Origin of the sequence: Erwinia sp. S43, assembly GCF_016624745.1 — a bacterium.
Taxonomy (GTDB): Bacteria; Pseudomonadota; Gammaproteobacteria; order Enterobacterales; family Enterobacteriaceae; genus Erwinia; species Erwinia coffeiphila.
In genome coordinates this window covers 1-20,797 of sequence record NZ_JACVTX010000026.1, presented here as the reverse complement: position 1 = coordinate 20,797, position 20,797 = coordinate 1, and the positions used below count along the sequence as shown (strand labels likewise).

Annotated in this window: 22 protein-coding genes; 13 read left to right on the top strand and 9 right to left on the bottom strand. The window is 54.3% G+C overall.

Annotated elements, in window-relative coordinates:
* The first annotated feature begins 2 nt into the window (after nt 1-2).
* From lpxB to IBT47_RS21925, 9 genes are all read left to right on the top strand, one after another.
* On the top strand, nt 3-1,148 hold the full coding sequence (gene lpxB / locus IBT47_RS21965) for a lipid-A-disaccharide synthase (RefSeq protein WP_200545306.1): 1,146 nt from the start codon (nt 3-5) through the stop codon (nt 1,146-1,148).
* A complete protein-coding gene (rnhB, locus tag IBT47_RS21960; RefSeq protein ID WP_200563038.1) occupies nt 1,145-1,768 on the top strand; it encodes a ribonuclease HII in 624 nt (207 codons plus the stop codon). Before lpxB ends, rnhB begins: the two co-directional genes overlap by 4 nt.
* 30 nt (nt 1,769-1,798) lie before the next feature.
* Nucleotides 1,799-5,281: a DNA polymerase III subunit alpha gene (gene dnaE, locus IBT47_RS21955; RefSeq protein WP_105595454.1), complete on the top strand. Its 3,483-nt coding sequence runs from the start codon at nt 1,799-1,801 to the stop codon at nt 5,279-5,281.
* A 12-nt stretch (nt 5,282-5,293) separates the two neighbouring features.
* Nucleotides 5,294-6,253 carry an acetyl-CoA carboxylase carboxyl transferase subunit alpha gene (gene accA, locus IBT47_RS21950; protein ID WP_200545309.1) on the top strand — a complete coding sequence of 320 codons (960 nt, stop codon included), beginning with the start codon at nt 5,294-5,296 and terminating at the stop codon, nt 6,251-6,253.
* A 132-nt stretch (nt 6,254-6,385) separates the two neighbouring features.
* Nucleotides 6,386-7,171 (top strand): hypothetical protein, encoded by a 786-nt coding sequence (locus IBT47_RS21945; protein ID WP_234472048.1) that lies wholly within the window; start codon nt 6,386-6,388, stop codon nt 7,169-7,171.
* 106 nt (nt 7,172-7,277) lie between these two features.
* Nucleotides 7,278-9,428 (top strand): lysine decarboxylase LdcC, encoded by a 2,151-nt coding sequence (locus IBT47_RS21940; RefSeq protein ID WP_105595457.1) that lies wholly within the window; start codon nt 7,278-7,280, stop codon nt 9,426-9,428.
* A gap of 83 nt (nt 9,429-9,511) precedes the next feature.
* The gene (locus IBT47_RS21935) at nt 9,512-9,907 is read left to right on the top strand and encodes a VOC family protein (RefSeq protein ID WP_105595458.1); all 396 of its coding nucleotides are present in this window, start codon (nt 9,512-9,514) and stop codon (nt 9,905-9,907) included.
* Nucleotides 9,908-9,961: 54 nt separating this feature from the next.
* Nucleotides 9,962-11,263 (top strand): tRNA lysidine(34) synthetase TilS, encoded by a 1,302-nt coding sequence (tilS, locus tag IBT47_RS21930; protein ID WP_200563036.1) that lies wholly within the window; start codon nt 9,962-9,964, stop codon nt 11,261-11,263.
* Between the two features lie 14 nt (nt 11,264-11,277).
* Nucleotides 11,278-11,592, top strand: coding sequence for a cytochrome c (locus IBT47_RS21925; RefSeq protein ID WP_105595460.1), 315 nt, complete (start codon nt 11,278-11,280; stop codon nt 11,590-11,592).
* 49 nt (nt 11,593-11,641) lie between these two features.
* Here IBT47_RS21925 and rof read toward each other — a convergent pair whose 3' ends face one another.
* Both rof and IBT47_RS21915 read right to left on the bottom strand, forming a co-directional pair.
* The gene (rof, locus tag IBT47_RS21920) at nt 11,642-11,905 is read right to left on the bottom strand and encodes a Rho-binding antiterminator (RefSeq protein ID WP_105595461.1); all 264 of its coding nucleotides are present in this window, start codon (nt 11,903-11,905) and stop codon (nt 11,642-11,644) included.
* Nucleotides 11,892-12,092, bottom strand: coding sequence for a YaeP family protein (locus IBT47_RS21915; protein ID WP_105595462.1), 201 nt, complete (start codon nt 12,090-12,092; stop codon nt 11,892-11,894). Before IBT47_RS21915 ends, rof begins: the two co-directional genes overlap by 14 nt.
* A 130-nt stretch (nt 12,093-12,222) precedes the next feature.
* Here IBT47_RS21915 and IBT47_RS21910 point away from each other — a divergent pair, with 130 nt between their 5' ends.
* Genes IBT47_RS21910 through IBT47_RS21900 form a run of 3 tightly spaced genes read left to right on the top strand, consistent with a single transcriptional unit; the run spans nt 12,223 to nt 13,643 of the window.
* Complete coding sequence (locus IBT47_RS21910; protein ID WP_105595463.1) at nt 12,223-12,777, top strand: YaeQ family protein; 555 nt, start codon at nt 12,223-12,225, stop codon at nt 12,775-12,777.
* Nucleotides 12,774-13,190, top strand: coding sequence for an alternative ribosome rescue aminoacyl-tRNA hydrolase ArfB (gene arfB / locus IBT47_RS21905; RefSeq protein ID WP_200563034.1), 417 nt, complete (start codon nt 12,774-12,776; stop codon nt 13,188-13,190). Before IBT47_RS21910 ends, arfB begins: the two co-directional genes overlap by 4 nt.
* A 39-nt stretch (nt 13,191-13,229) precedes the next feature.
* Nucleotides 13,230-13,643 carry a copper resistance protein NlpE N-terminal domain-containing protein gene (locus IBT47_RS21900; protein WP_200563032.1) on the top strand — a complete coding sequence of 138 codons (414 nt, stop codon included), beginning with the start codon at nt 13,230-13,232 and terminating at the stop codon, nt 13,641-13,643.
* A 71-nt stretch (nt 13,644-13,714) separates the two neighbouring features.
* Here IBT47_RS21900 and proS read toward each other — a convergent pair whose 3' ends face one another.
* The 7 genes from proS to metN form a co-directional block, all read right to left on the bottom strand.
* Nucleotides 13,715-15,433, bottom strand: coding sequence for a proline--tRNA ligase (proS, locus tag IBT47_RS21895; RefSeq protein WP_200563030.1), 1,719 nt, complete (start codon nt 15,431-15,433; stop codon nt 13,715-13,717).
* 91 nt (nt 15,434-15,524) lie between these two features.
* Nucleotides 15,525-16,232, bottom strand: a complete 708-nt coding sequence (tsaA, locus tag IBT47_RS21890) for a tRNA (N6-threonylcarbamoyladenosine(37)-N6)-methyltransferase TrmO (RefSeq protein ID WP_200563027.1) — start codon at nt 16,230-16,232, stop codon at nt 15,525-15,527.
* Entirely contained in the window at nt 16,233-16,637 is a 405-nt protein-coding gene (gene rcsF / locus IBT47_RS21885; protein WP_200563025.1) for an Rcs stress response system protein RcsF, read from the bottom strand. It lies immediately after the preceding gene.
* Between the two features lie 209 nt (nt 16,638-16,846).
* The gene (gene rcsF / locus IBT47_RS21880) at nt 16,847-17,248 is read right to left on the bottom strand and encodes an Rcs stress response system protein RcsF (protein WP_200545318.1); all 402 of its coding nucleotides are present in this window, start codon (nt 17,246-17,248) and stop codon (nt 16,847-16,849) included.
* Between the two features lie 139 nt (nt 17,249-17,387).
* Nucleotides 17,388-18,203, bottom strand: a complete 816-nt coding sequence (locus tag IBT47_RS21875) for a MetQ/NlpA family lipoprotein (RefSeq protein WP_105595470.1) — start codon at nt 18,201-18,203, stop codon at nt 17,388-17,390.
* Between the two features lie 35 nt (nt 18,204-18,238).
* A complete protein-coding gene (locus tag IBT47_RS21870) occupies nt 18,239-18,892 on the bottom strand; it encodes a methionine ABC transporter permease MetI (protein WP_105595471.1) in 654 nt (217 codons plus the stop codon).
* Nucleotides 18,885-19,916: a methionine ABC transporter ATP-binding protein MetN gene (gene metN, locus IBT47_RS21865; RefSeq protein ID WP_200563023.1), complete on the bottom strand. Its 1,032-nt coding sequence runs from the start codon at nt 19,914-19,916 to the stop codon at nt 18,885-18,887. The genes IBT47_RS21870 and metN overlap by 8 nt, the downstream gene beginning before the upstream one ends.
* A 194-nt stretch (nt 19,917-20,110) precedes the next feature.
* On the opposite strand from metN, the gene gmhB reads away from it, so the two are divergent.
* Entirely contained in the window at nt 20,111-20,671 is a 561-nt protein-coding gene (gmhB, locus tag IBT47_RS21860; RefSeq protein ID WP_105595473.1) for a D-glycero-beta-D-manno-heptose 1,7-bisphosphate 7-phosphatase, read from the top strand.
* Nucleotides 20,672-20,797: the final 126 nt, after the last annotated feature.

Here is a 20,797-nt window from a genome sequence, read left to right as displayed (position 1 = left end):
TCATGCCTAAGCATCCCTTAACGATTGCCCTTGTCGCCGGAGAAACCTCCGGCGATATTCTTGGTGCCGGTCTGATCCGTGCGCTGAAGGCAAAGCATCCTGATGCCCGTTTCGTTGGCGTAGCGGGCCCGCTGATGCAGGCCGAAGGCTGCGAAGCGTGGTATGAGATGGAAGAGTTAGCCGTGATGGGTATCGTCGAGGTACTCGGGCGGCTGCGCCGTATCCTGCACATCCGCCGGGATTTGACTGCCCGCTTTACCGAGCTGAAGCCCGATGTTTTCGTCGGTATTGATGCGCCCGATTTCAATATTACGCTGGAAGAACGTCTGAAACAGCGTGGTATCCGTACGATTCATTACGTCAGCCCGTCAGTCTGGGCATGGCGGCAAAAGAGGGTATTTAAAATAGGCCGTGCTACCGATCTGGTGCTGGCTTTCCTGCCGTTTGAAAAAGCCTTTTATGACCGCTTTAATGTACCCTGCCGCTTTATCGGCCATACGATGGCCGATGCGATGCCGATAGAGCCTGATAAGCTGGCTGCGCGGCAGGAACTGGGCATCGCGCCCGATGCGCTTTGCCTCGCTCTGCTGCCGGGCAGCCGCAATGCCGAAGTGGAGATGCTCAGCGCAGATTTCCTGCGTACCGCCATGCTGCTGCGGCAAAAATACCCGCAGCTGGAGGTGGTTGTTCCGCTGGTCAATCCGCGTCGCCGCGAGCAGTTTGAAAAGATAAAAGCCGACGTTGCGCCGGATCTGACCATGCATTTGCTGGATGGCAAAGGCCGCACTGCAATGGTGGCCAGCGATGCCGCACTGCTTGCCTCCGGCACTGCCGCGCTGGAGTGTATGCTGGCGAAATGTCCTATGGTCGTGGGCTACCGTATGAAGCCGTTCACTTTCTGGCTGGCGAAACGCCTGGTGAAAACGGATTATGTTTCACTGCCCAATCTTCTGGCCGGTCGTGAGCTGGTGAAAGAGCTGTTGCAGGACGAGTGTGAACCGCAGAAACTGGCTGCGGCGCTGGAACCACTGTTGTTCAACGGTGAAGCTCGTCAACAGTTACTGGCGACCTTTACCGAGTTGCACCACCAAATCCGCTGGAATGCGGATGAACAGGCTGCGGCCGCCGTACTGGAGCTGTGTCCATGAGTGATTTTATTTATCCCAACGCCGCGCTGATTGCTGGCGTTGATGAGGTAGGGCGTGGCCCGCTTGTCGGTGCCGTGGTAACCGCCGCAGTAATTCTCGATCCTGCCAACCCTATCCAGGGCCTGGCCGATTCGAAAAAACTGTCTGAAAAGCGGCGGCTGGCGCTGTACGATGAAATCGTTGAGAAAGCGTTGAGCTGGAGCCTGGGACGGGCAGAACCGGAAGAGATCGATCGGATCAATATCCTGCATGCCACTATGCTGGCGATGCAGCGTGCCGTGGCCGGTCTGCATATCACGCCTGATTTTGTACTGATTGACGGCAACCGCTGCCCGGCGCTGGCGATGCCCAGCCAGGCTGTGGTCAAAGGGGATAGCCTGGTGCGTGAAATCAGTGCGGCTTCCATTATCGCCAAGGTGACGCGCGATCGTGAAATGGCCGAGCTGGATCTGCTGTATCCCGAATACGGTTTTGCCCAGCACAAAGGCTACCCAACCGCCTTGCATATGGAAAAACTGACGCAGCACGGTGCAACGCCGCATCATCGCCGCAGTTTTGCTCCGGTGCGCAATGCGCTGCTGGATGCTGAAATTGCCGCTACGCGTTCCCGTACGCTGTAATCTTCCCCTTCAGTTTTAACGGAATCCCAGATGGCCGAACCTCGTTTTATTCATTTACGCGTTCACAGCGACTACTCCATGATCGATGGACTGGCGAAGACGGGCCCGTTGGTGAAAAATGCGGCGAAAATGGGTATGCCGGCAATTGGTATCACCGATTTCACCAACCTGTGCGGGCTGGTCAAGTTTTACGGGACTGCACACGGGCAGGGAATGAAGCCGATTATCGGCGCAGATTTTAACGTTGCCAGTCCGCTGATGGGCGATGAACTGAGCCAGCTGACCGTGCTCGCTGCGGATAACGAAGGCTATCAAAACCTTACCCTGCTGATTTCCCGCGCCTACCAGCGTGGCTACGGACCGGCGGGCCCGACCATTGACCGCGACTGGCTGATGGAGCACCAGCAGGGCATTATTCTGCTCTCCGGTGGGCGGCGCGGTGACGTCGGCAAAATGCTGCTGCGCGGCAATCCCACCGGCGTTGCCGAGTGCCTGAGCTTCTACCAGACCTATTTCCCGGATCGTTACTATCTGGAACTGATCCGTACCGGCCGCCAGGATGAAGAGGTTTACCTGCACGCAGCGGTCGATCTGGCGATTGCTGAAGGGATACCGGTAGTGGCAACCAACGAAGTCTGCTTCCTGCAGGAAGATGACTTTGACGCCCATGAGATCCGTGTGGCGATCCACGACGGCTTCACGCTTGACGATCCCAAGCGCCCGAAAAACTACAGCCCGCAGCAGTATATGCGGACGGAAGAGGAGATGTGCGAGCTGTTCTCGGACATCCCGGAAGCGCTGGAAAACAGCGTGGAAATTGCCCGACGCTGTAACGTGACCATCCGCCTTGGTGAATACTTCCTGCCGCAGTTCCCGACCGGTGAAATGACCACCGAAGATTTCCTGGTGATGAAATCGAAAGAGGGGCTGGAAGAGCGTCTGGAATTCCTGTTCCCTGATGAACAGCTGCGTGCCGAACGCCGGCCGGAATATGACGAGCGTCTGGATGTTGAACTCAATGTTATCAACCAGATGGGGTTTCCTGGCTACTTCCTTATCGTAATGGAGTTTATCCAGTGGTCGAAGGATAATGACGTACCGGTGGGGCCGGGTCGTGGTTCCGGTGCCGGTTCGCTGGTGGCGTATGCGCTGAAAATCACCGACCTCGATCCGCTGGAGTTTGACCTGCTGTTCGAACGCTTCCTCAACCCTGAACGTGTTTCCATGCCGGACTTCGACGTTGACTTCTGTATGGAGAAGCGCGACCTGGTCATCGATCACGTGGCGGAAATGTACGGGCGTGAAGCGGTATCGCAGATCATTACCTTCGGTACGATGGCGGCGAAGGCGGTTATTCGCGATGTGGGGCGCGTGCTCGGGCATCCGTACGGCTTCGTCGATCGTATTTCCAAGCTGGTGCCGCCCGATCCGGGGATGACGCTGGAAAAAGCCTTTGCCGCTGAACCACAGCTGCCGGAAATCTACGAGGCGGATGAAGAGGTTAAAGCGCTGATTGATATGGCGCGCAAGCTGGAAGGCGTCACACGTAACGCCGGTAAACACGCCGGGGGCGTGGTTATCGCGCCGACTAAAATTACCGACTTTGCGCCGCTTTACTGTGATGAAAACGGCAACCACCCCGTTACTCAGTACGATAAGAATGACGTGGAATACGCAGGGCTGGTCAAGTTCGACTTCCTCGGCCTGCGTACGCTGACGATCATTGACTGGGCGTTGGGAATGATCAACGCGCGGCGTAAAAAAGAGGGGCTTGAGCCGATCGATATCGCGGCCATCCCGCTTGAAGACCAGAAAAGCTTCGACATGCTGCAGCGTTCGGAAACCACCGCGGTCTTCCAGCTTGAATCGCGCGGCATGAAGGATCTGATTAAGCGCCTGAAGCCCGACTGCTTCGAAGATATGATCGCTCTGGTTGCCCTGTTCCGTCCCGGGCCGCTGCAATCCGGCATGGTAGATAACTTTATTGACCGTAAGCACGGACGTGAGGAAATCTCCTATCCTGATATTCAGTGGCAGCACGAGTCGCTGAAGCCGGTGCTGGAACCCACCTACGGCATCATCCTGTATCAGGAACAGGTTATGCAGATTGCCCAGGTGCTGGCGGGATACAGTCTGGGCGGCGCGGACATGCTGCGTCGCGCAATGGGTAAAAAGAACCCGGTTGAAATGGCCAAGCAGCGCGGCGGCTTTGAAGACGGCGCGAAAGCTCGCGGCGTTGACGGCGAACTGGCGATTAAGATCTTTGACCTGGTGGAGAAATTCGCCGGGTACGGCTTTAACAAATCACACTCTGCCGCCTATGCGCTGGTTTCCTATCAGACCCTGTGGCTGAAGGCGCACTATCCGGCCGAGTTTATGGCCGCGGTAATGACCGCCGATATGGACAACACCGAGAAGGTGGTTGGCCTGGTGGATGAGTGCTGGCGTATGGGCCTCAAGGTGCTGCCGCCGGATATTAACTCCGGGCTGTATCAGTTCCACGTTAATGACGATGGCGAAATCGTTTATGGCATCGGGGCAATTAAGGGCGTCGGCGAAGGCCCGATCGAAGCGATCATTGAGGCGCGTAACGAGGGAGGATACTTCCGCGAGCTGTTCGACCTCTGTGCCCGTACCGACACCAAAAAGCTGAACAAGCGGGTGTTGGAAAAACTGATTATGTCCGGTGCATTTGACCGTCTGGGGCCACACCGTGCCGCGCTGATGAGTGCGCTGCCCGATGCGTTGAAGGCTGCCGATCAGCATGCGAAAGCAGAAGCGATTGGCCAGGCGGATATGTTTGGCGTGCTGGCGGAAGCGCCTGAGCAGGTAGAAAAGTCCTATTCTGACGTCACACCCTGGCCTGAACAGATCCAGCTGGATGGCGAAAGAGAGACTTTAGGGCTTTACTTAACCGGTCACCCGATTAATCAGTATTTAAAAGAAATTGAGCGCTATGTCGGTGGACTGCGCCTGAAAGACATGCACCCGACCGAACGTGGCAAAATGACCACTGCGGCCGGTCTGGTGGTGGCGGCCCGCGTAATGGTAACAAAACGCGGTAACCGGATTGGTATCTGTACACTTGACGATCGTTCGGGTCGTCTGGAAGTGATGTTATTCACAGATGCGTTAGATAAGTTCCAGCATATGTTGGAAAAAGACCGTATCCTGATCGTCAGCGGACAGGTCAGCTTTGATGACTTCAACGGCGGGCTTAAAATGATGGCCCGAGATATGATGGACATCGACGAAGCACGCGAAAAATATGCGCGTGGACTTGCTATATCGCTGACGGACAGGCAAATTGATGACCAGCTTTTGAACCGTCTCCGTCAATCCCTGGAACCCCATCGTTCGGGGACAATTCCGGTACATCTCTACTATCAGAGAGAGGATGCGCGGGCGAAGTTGCGCTTTGGCGCGACCTGGCGCGTGTCGCCCAGCGATCGTTTATTAAACGATCTGCGGTCGTTGATAGGATCGGAGCAGGTGGAACTGGAGTTTGACTAAAACAGGATTATTATGAGTCTTAATTACCTGGATTTTGAACAGCCAATCGCAGAGCTTGAAGCGAAAATTGATTCACTGAAATCGGTTGGCCGTCAGGATGAAAAACTGGATATTAATCTGGATGAAGAAGTTCAGCGTCTGCGCGATAAAAGCGTGGAACTGACCCGTAAAATCTTCTCCGATTTAGGTGCATGGCAGATCGCGCAGCTTGCGCGTCATCCGCTGCGTCCTTATACGCTGGATTATGTTCGTAACGTTTTCACCGATTTTGATGAGCTGGCGGGCGACCGTGCCTATGCCGATGATAAAGCCATTGTTGGCGGCATCGCTCGTCTGGAAGGCCGTCCGGTGATGATCATTGGTCATCAGAAAGGGCGCGAAACCAAAGAGAAAATTCGCCGTAACTTCGGCATGCCGGCACCGGAAGGTTACCGTAAAGCGCTGCGTCTGATGGAGATGGCCGAGCGTTTTAATATGCCTATCGTCACCTTTATCGATACCCCTGGTGCTTATCCGGGTGTGGGTGCGGAAGAGCGCGGTCAGTCTGAAGCTATCGCCCGCAACCTGCGTGAGATGTCCGGTCTGAAAGTGCCGGTTATCTGTACGGTGATTGGTGAAGGTGGTTCAGGTGGTGCACTCGCTATCGGCGTGGGCGACAAAGTGAATATGCTGCAGTACAGCACCTACTCGGTGATCTCACCGGAAGGCTGCGCATCGATTCTGTGGAAAAGCGCTGACAAAGCGCCGCTGGCTGCGGAAGCGATGGGGATTATTGCCCCACGTCTGAAAGAGCTGAACCTGATCGATACCGTGATCCCGGAACCGCTGGGCGGCGCGCACCGTAATCCACTGGCGATTGCTGATTCTCTGAAAGCGCAGCTGCTTTCAGATCTGGCGGAGCTGGATGCATTGAGCAAAGAGGAATTGCTGGATCGTCGTTATCAGCGCCTGATGAATTACGGCTACGCTTAATTTCGTCATCCTCGCAACCAAGGCCCCTCAGGGGCCTTTTTTGTCTCAGAATTTTCACAATTTATGCTATCTGTAATCTTTCCCGAATCATGTTAGCCTTTTTTTGCTAACTCACTAAAAGGAAGGGAAATTATGGATATTAATCGTCGTAAATTAGCCATGGGTTTACTGACCCTCCCGGCAGCTGCCGCCGTTGGCGGCTGCGTTTCAGCAGAAAAGCCACACAAAGATAAAACCTTCGATCGGATGGCGCTTAATCAGCTGAGCGACCAGCTGGAGGATCGCCACACGGCCGATATTCTGGCCCCGTTTATTCTGGATGCCGCTTTTAACATGACACCACCGACTGGCCGCATACAGGAGGCCAGTATGGTGATGGCTTTCGCCTTCGGCAACCGACCTAATCCTGAACACGATCCCAATAAGCTTGCTTTACCTGGACCGATGAACAGGGCACTGGCCCAATGCTGTGCTGCCGTATGGCGTAATAAACGCATGCCTCTCTATCTGCAATGGGAAATTGCGCGCTGGATGGATTCCTCCGAGTTTTCGGATATTCCACGAAGTGACATTATTTCTATAGAGCCCTACTGGGATGAAAGCGGTAAGCTGATTTATCTCAGCACTGATGGTGTTGTACAGGAAATTATTAACAAATACTTTTCCGGCGATCCTGCAATAATGGGCAAGGCAGCGATCGTGGGTCATCGCGACCATGTTAAACGCTGCATTATGACCTGTGCGGCGCGTAAGGTGCGTGGGTTTGCACCCGGGGGAATTTCCCTGCCGCGATGGTATGACCCACAGTCCGATCAACCCTGGACCCGGCGTCGCGATCTTTATGTGCTACAGGACATTACCGCGCAGCTGTCGATGAGCGCTCAGGCAAACATTGCTAAGGCTTACCCGCAGGGATAAGCGCAAGAGGATGCGATCCGCTATGCTTACAGTTTGACTGCAGGGTCAACCGGTCTTGACCAGGCGGAAGCAATCTTCCGCCTTTGTATGCAGATGGAGGTAAGCATTGAACATTATCGCGATCGTAGGACCGCACAACGTTTTTTATAAAGATGAACCAATCCGACAGCTGGATGCCGCACTGCAATTACAGGGCTTCCAGACCATCTACCCGCACGATGCTGCGGACCTGCTGAAGCTGATTGAGCACAACCCGCGAATAAGCGGCGTGATTTTTGACTGGGATGAACACAGCTTTGAGCTTTGCAGTGAAATCAATCAGCTGAACGAATATCTGCCGCTGTATGCTTTTATCAATACCCATTCGACGATGGACGTCAGCATTAACGAAATGCGTATGGCGATCTGGTTCTTCGAATATGCGCTTAACGCGGCAGAGGATATCGCTCAGAGGATACGCCAGTACACCGATGAGTATCTGGAAAACATCACGCCGCCGCTGACCCGCGCGCTGTTCACCTACGTTAAAGAAGGAAAATACACCTTCTGTACCCCCGGACACATGGCCGGAACGGCCTTCCAGAAAAGCCCGGTAGGCTGCCTGTTTTACGATTTCTTTGGTGCAAACACTCTGAAGGCGGATATTTCCATCTCGGTGACCGAACTGGGATCGCTGCTCGACCATACCGGTCCGCATCTTGAGGCCGAAGAATATGTTGCCCGCACCTTCGGTGCCGAGCAGAGCTATATGGTCACTAACGGAACCTCGACCTCAAATAAAATCGTCGGCATGTATGCAGCCCCCGCCGGAAGCACCGTGCTGGTCGATCGCAACTGCCATAAATCACTGACCCATCTGTTGATGATGAGTGATGTTATTCCGATTTGGCTGAAGCCGACGCGCAACGCTCTGGGGATACTCGGTGGTATACCGAAACGAGAGTTCACCAGAGAGAGTATTGAACAGAAAGTGGCCCAGACGCCGCGTGCCAGCTGGCCGGTTCACGCGGTGATTACCAATTCAACCTACGACGGGCTGCTGTATAACACGCAGTATATTAAGGAGACGCTGGACGTTCCCTCTATCCACTTTGATTCTGCCTGGGTGCCGTATACCAATTTTCATCCTATCTACAGCGGGTTGAGCGGCATGAGCGGCGAGCGAACGGCGGGGAAAGTGATTTATGAAACGCAGTCGACGCATAAACTGCTGGCCGCTTTCTCGCAGGCGTCGCTGATCCACATTAAGGGCGACTACGACGAACAGACCTTTAATGAGGTCTATATGATGCACACCACCACGTCGCCCAACTATTCAATCGTCGCTTCCATTGAAACGGCGGCGGCCATGCTGCGCGGTAATCCCGGTAAGCGGCTGATTAACCGTTCGGTTGAGAGGGCACTGCATTTCCGCCGTGAAATCCAGCGCCTGCGCGAAGAGTCAGACGGCTGGTTCTTCGATATCTGGCAGCCGGAAGGCATTGATGAACCGGAATGCTGGCCGATCCAGCCTGGCGAGGAGGACTGGCACGGTTTTCGCGATGCGGATGCCGATCATATGTACCTTGATCCGATCAAAGTCACTATCCTGACTCCCGGTATGAGCGAGCTTGGCGAGATGGCGAAAGAGGGGATCCCGGCGGCGCTGGTAGCGAAATTCCTCGATCAGCGCGGTATCGTGGTGGAGAAAACCGGGCCTTACAATCTGCTGTTCCTGTTCAGTATCGGCATTGATAAAACCAAAGCGATGAGCGTGCTGCGCGGGTTGACGGAGTTCAAGCGGGCTTACGACCTTAATCTGCGGGTCAAAAATATGCTGCCGGATCTGTATGCGGAAGATCCGGACTTTTATCGCAATATGCGTATTCAGGATCTGGCGCAGGGGATCCACTCACTGATCTGCCAGCATGACTTACCGCGCCTGATGCTGCAGGCGTTTGCCGTACTGCCGGAGATGAAACTTACTCCACACCAGATGTTCCAGCAGCAGGTTAAGGGCAATGTTGAAACCGTGGATATCAGCGAGCTGGTGGGGCGGATCTCGGCCAATATGATCCTGCCCTATCCACCGGGCGTACCGGTGGTAATGCCGGGTGAAATGATCACTGCTGAAAGCCGCGCCGTGCTCGATTTTCTGTTGATGCTGTGTTCGGTGGGGGAGCGCTATCCCGGCTTTGAAACGGATATACACGGTGCCACCCTTACCGAGGACGGGCAGTATCTGGTGCGGGTGCTGAAAGATGACGCGGTAATTTAGGCCGTTTTACGGAATCTCACCCGTTGCGGTCAGGTTCGTCGCTGCGTAAGGTACTGCTAAACAGCATTGATTCAGGTGACAGCATGTCCGGTTTACAGTTAAAGCAGGTGCATCATATCGCGATTATTGCGCGAGACTATCCGCTCAGCCGAGCGTTTTACTGCGATATTCTGGGTTTTACGCTCATGGCAGAGGTATATCGCGAAGCGCGTGATTCCTGGAAGGGCGATCTGGCACTGAACGGCAGCTATGTGATTGAGCTGTTTTCGTTCCCTGAACCCCCGTCGCGGCCTTCGCGGCCGGAAGCCTGCGGCCTGCGCCATCTTGCATTCAGCGTGGAGGATATTGATGCCGCCACGCAGTATCTGAGCGAACGCGGCGTGATCTGTGAAGATATTCGCATCGATCCGCTGACCGGCAAGCGTTTTACCTTCTTCAGCGATCCTGACGGTTTGCCCCTGGAACTGTATCAGGCTTAAAATAGGAACGTCCAAACCCGGCGTACCGCGCCGGGTGTTCTCTTTAGGATTACCATGTCAGATCTTGCTCATCTTGAACGCTCACTGACGGCAGAGCAGCCCGTACTGCTGGCCTACAGCGGCGGTCTGGATTCCACCGTGCTGCTTCACCAGCTGGTGCAGCTGCGCCAGCAGTGGCCGACGCTGCGACTGCGGGCGCTGCACGTTCATCATGGTCTTAGCCCGCTGGCGGACGGCTGGGTGGCACACTGCCGCCGCCAGTGTGCGGAGTGGCAGGTGCCGCTGGAGGTGGTGAAGGTGACGGTTGATGCGCGGCTGGGGGGCATTGAGTCGGCGGCGAGAAGCGCACGCTATCAGGCGCTGGCTCAGCACATCGATCCGGAGGAAACGCTGTTGACCGCGCAGCACCGGGACGATCAGAGTGAAACCCTGCTGCTGGCGCTCAAACGCGGTAGCGGCCCGGCGGGCCTGGCAGCCATGTCACCGGTGCAGATGCGCGGTGACAATCTGCATCTGCGCCCGCTGCTGGATTTCAGTCGTCAGCAGCTTGAGGCGTGGGCCGCGCGCCATCGGCTCAGCTGGATTGAAGATGAGAGTAATCAGGACACGCGCTATGACCGCAACTTCCTGCGCTTAGAGATATTGCCGTTACTGAATGAACGCTGGCCACACTTTTCTGCCGCCGCTGCCCGCAGCGCCGCACTGTGCGGCGAACAGGAGCAACTGCTTGACGAGCTGCTGGCCGAGTCGCTTGATGCGCTGATCGCCGAAGATGGAAGCCTGGGTTTCACGCCGCTGTTGAGCATGAGCCCGGTCCGCCGCGCTGCGCTGCTGCGGCGCTGGATTGCGCGGCAAAACGGTGCGATGCCCTCGCGGGAAGGGCTTGAGCGGCTGTGGCAGGAGGTGGTGCTGAGCCGTGAAGATGCCACGCCGTGCCTGCGGCTTGGAGTTTCTGAAGTTCGTCGTTTTCGCGATCGTCTGTGGTGGTTACGCCCATCTGAGCCGCTGGCCGATCGTCAGATCGACTGGGCTGCACCCTGGTTGCCGTTGACGTTACCGGCTGAGCTGGGGCAGCTGGCTGTAGATGATGCCGGGATATCGCTGCGTCAGCCGCAGTCATCGGAAACGGTCAGCGTACGATTTCAGGCGCGGGGCTCGTTTCATATCGTGGGCCGTGCGGGCAGCCGCCCGCTGAAAAAGCTCTGGCAGGAGGCCGGTATTCCGCCCTGGCGGCGTGAACGTATACCGCTGCTGTTTTATGGTGAACAGCTGATTGCCGCGTTGGGGGTATTTGTGACCCATGAAGGGGCGCCATCTTCAGCGGAAACCGCCTGGCGGATACGCTGGCAACAATGAATTCAGGGAGTGCTATGTTGAAAAAAAGCCTGACGGCAGCGATGTTTCTGTTAACCAGCCTGCCGGTTATTGCGGCGGGTGACAGTAGCGCCGGGCAGCAAAAATCCGCAGCCTGTATGGCCTGCCATGGTGCAGACGGTAAAGCCGCTGCGCCGATCTACCCTAATCTGGCTGGGCAAAATGAGGCGTATCTTGGACTGGCGCTACACGCGTATAAAACGGGTGCCCGCAGTGGCGGACAGGCTGAGGTGATGAAGGCGTTTGTTGCCGGTCTCAGTGATGAAGATATCGATGATTTAGCGGCGTACTACGCGGGCCTGAAGCCCTGACGGGGAAGGGGCGAGGTGTTTTCCGCCCCTGTTATGATTGACGTGTGGGTTAATCTGACTCGCTAACCACGACGGTGCCGAGGTCGGGATGGCTGAAACTGGCAATATGATCGAGGCGGAGGTCGCTGGTTTCACCGGCAATCTCCACCGTCAGGTACTCAACGTTTTTCCGCGACAGAATATCTTTCGCTTTGGCTTTTAACTGCTCGCCGCTTTTCAGCGTCAGCGCCAGCGTCCAGTGTTTTTGGCAGGCGAGTTCCAGGCTGTCGTAGTCATCACAGTTGATCGGTTTGTAGGCTTCATTCGTCAACATAGTCGCTCACCAATAAGTTAGCGGCAGCAAAGGCTGCCTGTTCCCTGATGGAAGAGTTTAGCTCAGGATTCCCGGCTATTTCATCGAGTGCTTTCAATACGCAGGCCAGAGCATCCGGCACGTATCCCAGGTCGCCACTGCCGATCTCGGCATATTTACGGCGAACTAATTCACAATAGTTTTGCACTTGCACCTCCTTCAGAGTGTTTCTCTGACTAACATCGACTATAGCACAGGCTTTTATCGGAAATCAGCCGGGTACGGGTGAATTGCTGCGCCATCGGTTACAATGACCGGTAACGAAGATAAGGATCCCTATGGCACTGAAAGCAACGATTTACAAAGCGACGGTTAACGTCGCGGATATGGACCGCAATGTATTTATTGACCAGGTACTGACGCTGGCACGTCACCCGTCTGAAACCGAAGAGCGCCTGATGCTACGACTGCTGGCGTGGATGGTTCATGCCCATGAACGTTTAACGTTTACCCGCGGCTTAAGCGCCGAGGATGAGCCGGAAATTTGGCAGCTTAACGATCATAACGGCATTGATCTGTGGGTAGAACTGGGGCTGCCCGAAGAGCGACGTATTAAAAAAGCCTGCAGTCGTTCGCAGCACGTCTGGCTGTATGCCTATAACTGGCGTGCGGCACAGCCCTGGTGGCAGCAGAATCAGAACAAGCTGGCACAGCAGGATAATTTGTCCATTCGTTACCTGAACGATGAACAGCTCAGCGCACTCACCCAGCTTGCATCCCGTTCCATGCAGTTACAGGCAACCATTCAGGATGGCACAATCTGGCTATCTGATGATACCCACCACCTTGAAATTCAGTTTGAGACGTGGTTGGATGCAGGTAAGAAGCCATGATTATTCTTTCACGTAATGTCACCATTCCCGACGCTGAAATCGAAATTACTGCGATTCGCGCGCAGGGAGCGGGTGGGCAACACGTGAATAAAAGCTCTACGGCCATTCATCTGCGTTTTGATATCCGGGCTTCCAGCCTGCCCGAGTTTTATCAGTCGCGCATGCTGGCCGCCAGTCATCATTTGATTACGCCTGAGGGCATAGTGATTATCAAGGCGCAGGAGTATCGCAGCCAGGACATGAACCGTGAGGCGGCATTAAAAAGGCTGGAGAATTTAATCCTTGAGCTGACGGTTGTTGAAAAGGTTCGCCGCAGTACGCGCCCGACGCTGGCATCTAAAAAGCGCAGGCTGGAGAGTAAAGCGCGTAAATCGTCGACCAAATCGCTTCGCGGCAAAGTTCGCAGCGACTAACGGACCTTGGGTCTATTTATTCAGGCAGCAGGAGATGCGATGAAAACGGTTTTGTTAAGTTTCAGTGCCGCACTGGTACTTGCCACGCTGATTGGCTGTAATAACCATCAGCCCGCGCAGCAGTATGCGGCACTGGAACCGATGCGTCAGAGCTATAGCGGGCTAATGCCCTGTGGGCAAAACTGCCGCGACAGCGAATCTTCGCTTTTCCTGGCCGCTGATGGCAGCTATGTACTGGAGCAGCGAGAAATGGGTGCCAATGGAATGCGGTTTGCTCAGTACGGCAAGTGGGCGCGCACGGCAGACACGTTAACGCTGGTGGCGATGAACGGCGAGAAACAGCTGTTCCGCCCAACGGAAGAGGGACTTGAGGTGTTATCGGTCCGTGGTGTGCCGCTGAGTAATCAGCAGCGCTATCATTTAACCGCCCGTTCGCAACAGCCCGCCAGCTAAGCGTCTTTCTCCGCTTAAAATAAAACGGCCACCGCATTAGCGATGGCCGTTTTCGTTAATAAACCAGTGAATTACTTCGCCAGTTCGGCAACCAGGAACTCAACGATCTCGTTGGTTTTGATCATACGCTTCTCACCTTCGCGGCGGGATTTGTACTCAATTTCTTCGCTGTCGAGATTACGATCGCCAATCACGATGGTATGCGGCACGCCAATCAGTTCCATATCGGCAAACATCACACCCGGACGCTCTTTACGGTCGTCAAGGATCACATCAATGCCTTTGGCTCGCAGCGTGCTGTACAGCTCTTCCGCCAGCTCTTTCACGCGGAATGATTTCTGCATATTCATTGGCAGGATCGCGACCTGGAACGGTGCCAATGCGGCTGGCCAGATGATGCCGCGTTCATCGTGGTTCTGCTCAATTGCCGCCGCCACAACGCGGGTGATACCGATACCGTAGCAGCCCATGGTCATAATCTGGTTACGGCCATCTTCACCTTGTACGGAGGCTTTCATCGCTTCCGAGTATTTGGTGCCGAGCTGGAAGATATGACCCACCTCGATACCACGCTTAATCTGCAGCGTACCTTTCCCATCCGGGCTGGCATCGCCTTCCACGACGTTGCGGATATCCGCGACGCGCGGCAGCGGCAGATCGCGCTCCCAGTTAATACCCGAGAAGTGTTTGTGATCGATGTTCGCACCGGCGCTGAAGTCGCTCATCGCGGCAACGGTACGGTCTGCGACGATTGGCATTGGCAGGCCAACAGGACCAAGCGAACCCGGGCCAGCGCTTACCAGCGCACGGATTTCTTCTTCGGTCGCGAAGGTCAGCGGTGCCGCAACGATATCAATTTTCTCAGCTTTGACTTCGTTCAGTTCGTGGTCGCCGCGTACCAGCAGGGCAACCAGCGTGTGGCCGCTCTCTTCTGTCGCTTTCACCATCAGCGTTTTCACGGTTTTCTCAACCGGAAGGTTAAACTGCTCAACCAGCTCGGCGATAGTTTTGGCATTTGGCGTATCGAACTGCGCCATTTCCTGAGATGGCGCGGCACGGCCACCGGCTGGTGCTACCGCTTCCGCTTTTTCCATATTGGCCGCGTAATCTGACTCGGTGGAGAACACCACATCGTCTTCACCGCTTTGTGCCAGTACCTGGAACTCGTGGGAAGCGCTACCGCCGATTGAACCGGTATCGGCATCAACCGCACGGAAGTTCAGTCCCATGCGGGTGAAGCTCTGGCTGTAGGCGCGATACATCGCGTCGTAGGTTTCCTGCAGCGATTCCTGCGTGGTGTGGAATGAGTAAGCGTCTTTCATGATAAATTCGCGCGAGCGCATCACACCGAAGCGCGGACGGACTTCATCGCGGAATTTCGTCTGGATCTGGAATACATTCAGCGGCAGCTGTTTGTAGGAGCTCAGTTCATTGCGAATCAGATCGGTGACCACTTCTTCATGCGTTGGGCCGAGTACAAAAGGACGATCGCCGCGATCGACAAAGCGCAGCAGCTCCGGACCGTACTGCTCCCAGCGGCCGCTCTCCTGCCAGAGATCGGCAGGCTGGACAACCGGCATCGAAATCTCAATGGCACCGGCGTTGTTCATCTCTTCGCGCACGATGTTTTCAACTTTTTTCAGCACGCGCAGGCCGGTCGGTAACCAGGTATAAAGGCCGGATGCCAGTTTGCGGATCATCCCGGCGCGCAGCATCAGCTGGTGGCTGATCACTTCAGCGTCGGCAGGTGTCTCCTTTTGAGTGGAGAGCAGGTATTGAGTAGTACGCATGAGTTACGATTCCATATGAACGGAAGAGAGTCAAAAAACGTGGCGGCTAGTGTACCAGCGTGTCGGGTGAGTCAAAAGATGCCGGACTAAATTAACGTGGGTCGATAGCGATAACTTCGGTACCCGCAAGGGTGACACGCCAGCGAACGTTAAAATCCAGCAGCCAGGCAGCATATTCCCGATCCGGTTCTTCGCCTTTACGATAGGCCGGCCGAGGGTCCTGTGCCAGCACCTGAGAAATAAAACGCTCAAGATGTGGATAACGAAACAGATGTTGTGCCAGCTGTTCCTGGGCTGCCGGAGTAAAGAAAACGGCCATATCTGCTGCGGGGGCCTGTTGAGCAAAACCCGCGCGCGCATCGGGCAGGGCTTCGGCAAAAGGCAAATAGGGTTTGATATCGACAATCGGCGTGCCGTCGACCAGATCGAGACTGCCCAGCTCCAGAATAACCTGCTGCTGTTCATAGCGAATGCCTTTCAGCTCAACCAGGGACATCCCGACTGGATTAGGGCGAAAGGTTGATCGGGTAGCGAATACGCCCATACGTGCATTACCGCCCAGACGCGGTGGTCGTACGGTAGGGCGCCAGCCACCTTCCATGGTTTGATGGAAAATAAACAGCAGCCAGAGATGGCTGAATGCCTCAAGGCCTCTCACCGCTTCCGGCTGATTATAGGGAGGTAAAAGACGCAGTTCACCACCGCCGTCCTCAATCAGACCGGGCTGTCTGGGAACGGCAAATTTCTCCTTCCAGGGGGAATGAATAGTACCAATTTGCTGGAAGGAGAATGAGGACATTTACTCTGCGACTCTTATGGCTGAACCCTGACACGTGGCTTCGCGATAACAACCCGGAGCGCCACTCAATACTTCGCAGCTTTGCATCAGCAGGGCATTACCTGACAGCGCAGCAGCGCGTTTTTGCATTTGCTGGCGAACATTAACCAGATTAGGTGGGAAATCTTTCGCTTCAACCTGACAATCATCACCTGAAACGCCACCCAGCGCAAGAAACGCTTTGCCGTTCAGCGCTTCAACGCTGTTATAAATAGCAATGTTTGGGCTGCTGGTGTTGGTCAGCATTTTTTTTGCTGGAGCAGCGTGCTGAGCGGGTGTTGCAGCCTGGATCGGCTTAGTTTTATGAGACTGTGCAGTACAACCTGCCAGAGCCATAGCCAGCAAACAAAATGTAATAAGACGCATGGAAAATCCTTTTTATGTTAATTGTGGGGGCTGAATATAACAACCCCATAATTAACCCGCAATCTTACTAAGCGATTAAAAAATAATGATTTTACCCTTCTGTTTTAGCGATATTTTACGGCCTGGTTCTTACTTTTTGTCATAGGTTGCGAGATGAAATATCGCAATAAATTCTTGAGGATTCTGGCTGAGTGGACCAATAACGATTGTTAATTGGAGACTTTCAGTGCCGAGCCCTGACAAATCGCCTGGCGGTAGCATCCCTGTGCTGAACTCACAATTTCACACTTATGCAGCAGTACAGCATTGGCCTTCATGCCTGAAGCCCGGACCTGCATCCGCTTGCGTGCAGTCGCAATATTCGGTGGAGAGTCCTGGGTGCTGCTTTGGCAGTCATCACCGTACACTTCTCCGAGATCGCGGAAAGGCTTGCTGACCAGTTCAGCCGCATCGGTATACAGTTTTACCGGAGCTGGATGAGCCGTAGGTTTAGCACGTGCAGGTTCCGTTTGCGCTGGTTTCTCGATTGGCGTGATGGGCTGGTAGGGTTTCTGCAGCAGCGAACAGCCTGTCAGCGACAGGGCCAGCAAACAGAGCGGCAAAACACGCATGGGGAATCCTCATGTTCGGTAAAAGTGGCGTTATTGAAGCAAGCCGTAGCAGAAATAACAAGGGGAGAGCGGGATATGCAGAACGGGAGTCAGTTATTCGTAAAGCATGCAGGCCGCTGGTACGGCCTGCATTAAGGTATTACCAGCCTTTAACCGCGCCGCCGTTAAAGGTTTTGTTAGCCGCTTCGTTAACTTCGTCAGACTGATAGGCCTGAACGAATTTCTTCACGTTTTCTGCGTCTTTATTATCTTCGCGCGCAACGATCAGGTTAACGTATGGGGAGTTTTTATCTTCTACGAAGATACCGTCTTTCGCCGGGGTCAGGCCGATCTGGCTGGCGTAGGTAGTGTTAATTACCGCCAGTGCGATCTGCTGATCGTCCAGGGAGCGCGGCAGCTGTGGCGCTTCCAGCTCAACCAGTTTGATGTTTTTCGGATTCTCAACAACATCCAGTGAGGTTGGCAGCAGACCAACGCCATCTTTCAGTTTAATCAGGCCCACTTTCTGCAGTAGCAGCAGTGAACGACCCAGGTTGGTTGGATCGTTAGGAATGGCAACCTGCGCGCCTTCCTGCAGTTCATCCAGTGATTTGATTTTTTTCGAATAGCCGGCAATCGGATAAACGAAGGAGTTACCCACTGCAACCAGTTTGTAGCCGCGATCTTTGATCTGCTGATCGAGGTATGGCTTATGCTGGAAGGCATTGACGTCAATATCGCCTTTGCTCAGTGCTTCGTTAGGCAGTACGTAGTCGTTAAACGTCACCAGCTCCACGTTCAGGCCATATTTCTCTTTCGCCACTTTCTGTGCCACTTCAGCAACCTGCTGCTCGGCACCGACAATCACACCCACCTTGATGTGGTTTGGATCTTTCTCTTTCTGATCGCAGCCAACCAGAGCCAGAGTACCGATAAGTGCGCCTACGGCAGCAAACGTTTTAAAATTAAAAGACATGTCCCTTCCTTAAATAACGAATATTACTGTTGTGTTTACTTATGAGTGACCGCGCGAACAATGCGATCGCCGCCAAACTGAATCAGATACACCAGAACAACCAGCAGGACTAAAACGGTATTCATCACAGTGGCGTTATAACCAATATAGCCATACTGATAGCCAATCTGCCCCAGGCCGCCTGCGCCCACTGCACCGCCCATTGCGGAGTAACCCACCAGGGTGATCAAAGTAATAGTAGCTGCATTCACCAGACCCGGCAGCGCTTCCGGTAGCAGAACCTTACAGATGATTTGCAGCGGGGTTGCGCCCATGGCGCGCGAGGCTTCAATCAGACCGGTTGGCAGCTCTAACAGGGTGTTTTCCACCATACGTGCAATAAACGGTGCCGCACCAATGGTCAACGGTACAATCGCCGCCTGAAGACCGATTGAAGTTCCGACAATCATTCGGGTGAATGGAATCATCCACACCAGCAGTATAATGAAAGGGATCGAGCGGAAGATGTTAACCACCGCCGACAGCACGCGATAGAGTTTTGCGTTCGCGATAATCTGTCCCGGGCGGGTAACGTACAGCAGTACACCGACCGGCAGACCGATAACAAAACCAAAAAAGCCGGAGACAAAGGTCATCATCAGGGTTTCCCAGATGCCGCGGCCCATTAACCACATCATTGCCTCAGACATAACCTAATACCTCTACCTTTACATGATTTTGCTGCAGAAACGCGATAGCGGCCTGAGTATCGTCGGCGCTACCGTGGATTTCCGCCAGCATAATGCCGAACTTGACGCCGCCCGCGTAATCCATTTGAGCGCTGATAATGTTGTTATTCACATTGAAACGGCGAGCGGATTCTGAAAGGAGGGGGGCATCAACCGACTGGCCGGTAAATTCCAGACGCAGTAAAGGAACGGTATTCTCACGGGCTTCAGGGGACAGGCGCTGAAGGTAATCTTCAGGAATATCCAGATGCAGTGTGGACTGAATAAACTGTTGGGCCAGCGGCGTCTTAGGATGGGAGAAGACCTCACTCACCGTATCCTGTTCAATCAGCTTACCGTCACTAATCACCGCGACGCAGTCACAGATGCGTTTCACCACATCCATTTCATGAGTGATTAGCAGGATGGTGATACCCAGGCGGCGGTTAATATCCTTCAGCAATTCAAGAATTGAACGCGTGGTTGCCGGATCGAGGGCGCTGGTGGCCTCATCGCACAGTAGCACTTTTGGGTTGCTGGCCAGCGCGCGAGCAATTGCCACGCGTTGCTTCTGACCGCCGGAAAGGTTGGCTGGCCATGAGTCATACTTATCGGCCAGGCCGACCAGTTCCAGCAACTCAACCACGCGGTTCTTTATTTCTGCTTTCGACATATTGCCCAACTCCAGCGGCAGCGCAACGTTGCCTGCAACAGTTCGGGAGTTCAGCAGATTAAAATGCTGGAAGATCATGCCAATCTGGCGGCGTGCCAGCGTCAGCTGTGCTGATGAGAGCGTGGTGAGATCCTGATTATCGACCAGCACTTTACCGGAGGTCGGGCGCTCCAGCAGATTAACACAGCGAATAAGGGTACTTTTACCGGCGCCGGAAGCGCCGATAACCCCGTAAATTTGCCCGGCAGGCACGTGCAGGCTGACATCGGACAGCGCTGTAATCGTGCGTGAACCCTGCTGGAACACTTTGGTAATATTTGAAAGTTTTATCATTGCTTTATTTATTATCGTGATGGGGGTTGTCCGTGGCGTTCATTCTTACTTATGCATTCAGCAGTAAAGCAGAACGCAAGTGGATGTTAAGGCATCCAGACGTCTAAATCAATCGAAGTCATTCAAACTGGCATTCTCTCTTCTATGGCAATCGTGAGATACTCTATGGCAAATTTTTTAGCAGGAGTGACTACGTGGCTACCAATGTCCCGGCAATTTTTCTCGATCGTGATGGCACCATTAATATCGATCATGGCTATGTTTCAGAAAGCGACAACTTTGAGTTTATCGATGGCGTTATTGAAGCCATGGCCGAATTAAAGAAGATGGGTTTCGCGCTGGTGCTGGTGACCAACCAGTCTGGTATCGCCCGCGGTATGTTTACCGAAGATCAGTTTATGCACCTGACCGAGTGGATGGACTGGTCGCTCGCCGATCGTGATGTCGATCTCGATGGCATCTATTTCTGCCCACATCATCCTGAAGCTGTAGTAGAAGAGCTTCGTCAAAACTGTGACTGCCGTAAACCGCAGCCGGGAATGCTGCTGTCTGCACAGCAGGAATTGCACATTGATATGGCCGCTTCTTATATGGTTGGCGACAAAATAGAGGACATGATGGCAGGTGCGGCGGCTGGAGTGGGTAAAAAAGTACTGGTTCGCACCGGGAAGCCCGTTACCGCCGAGGGTGAAAAAGCGGCAGATTGGGTGCTAAATAGCCTTGCAGAGCTGCCTGCACGCATCAAACAGGGCTAAAAAGCAGCGTTTCGCACGAAGTTTCAGCAAGCAGATAAAAACTTAATATTTCTGCTTGCGTTCCCGCTCGGCCTCCCTATAATGCGCAACCACTGAGACGGCACAGCGACTGACAAGTCAGCCACT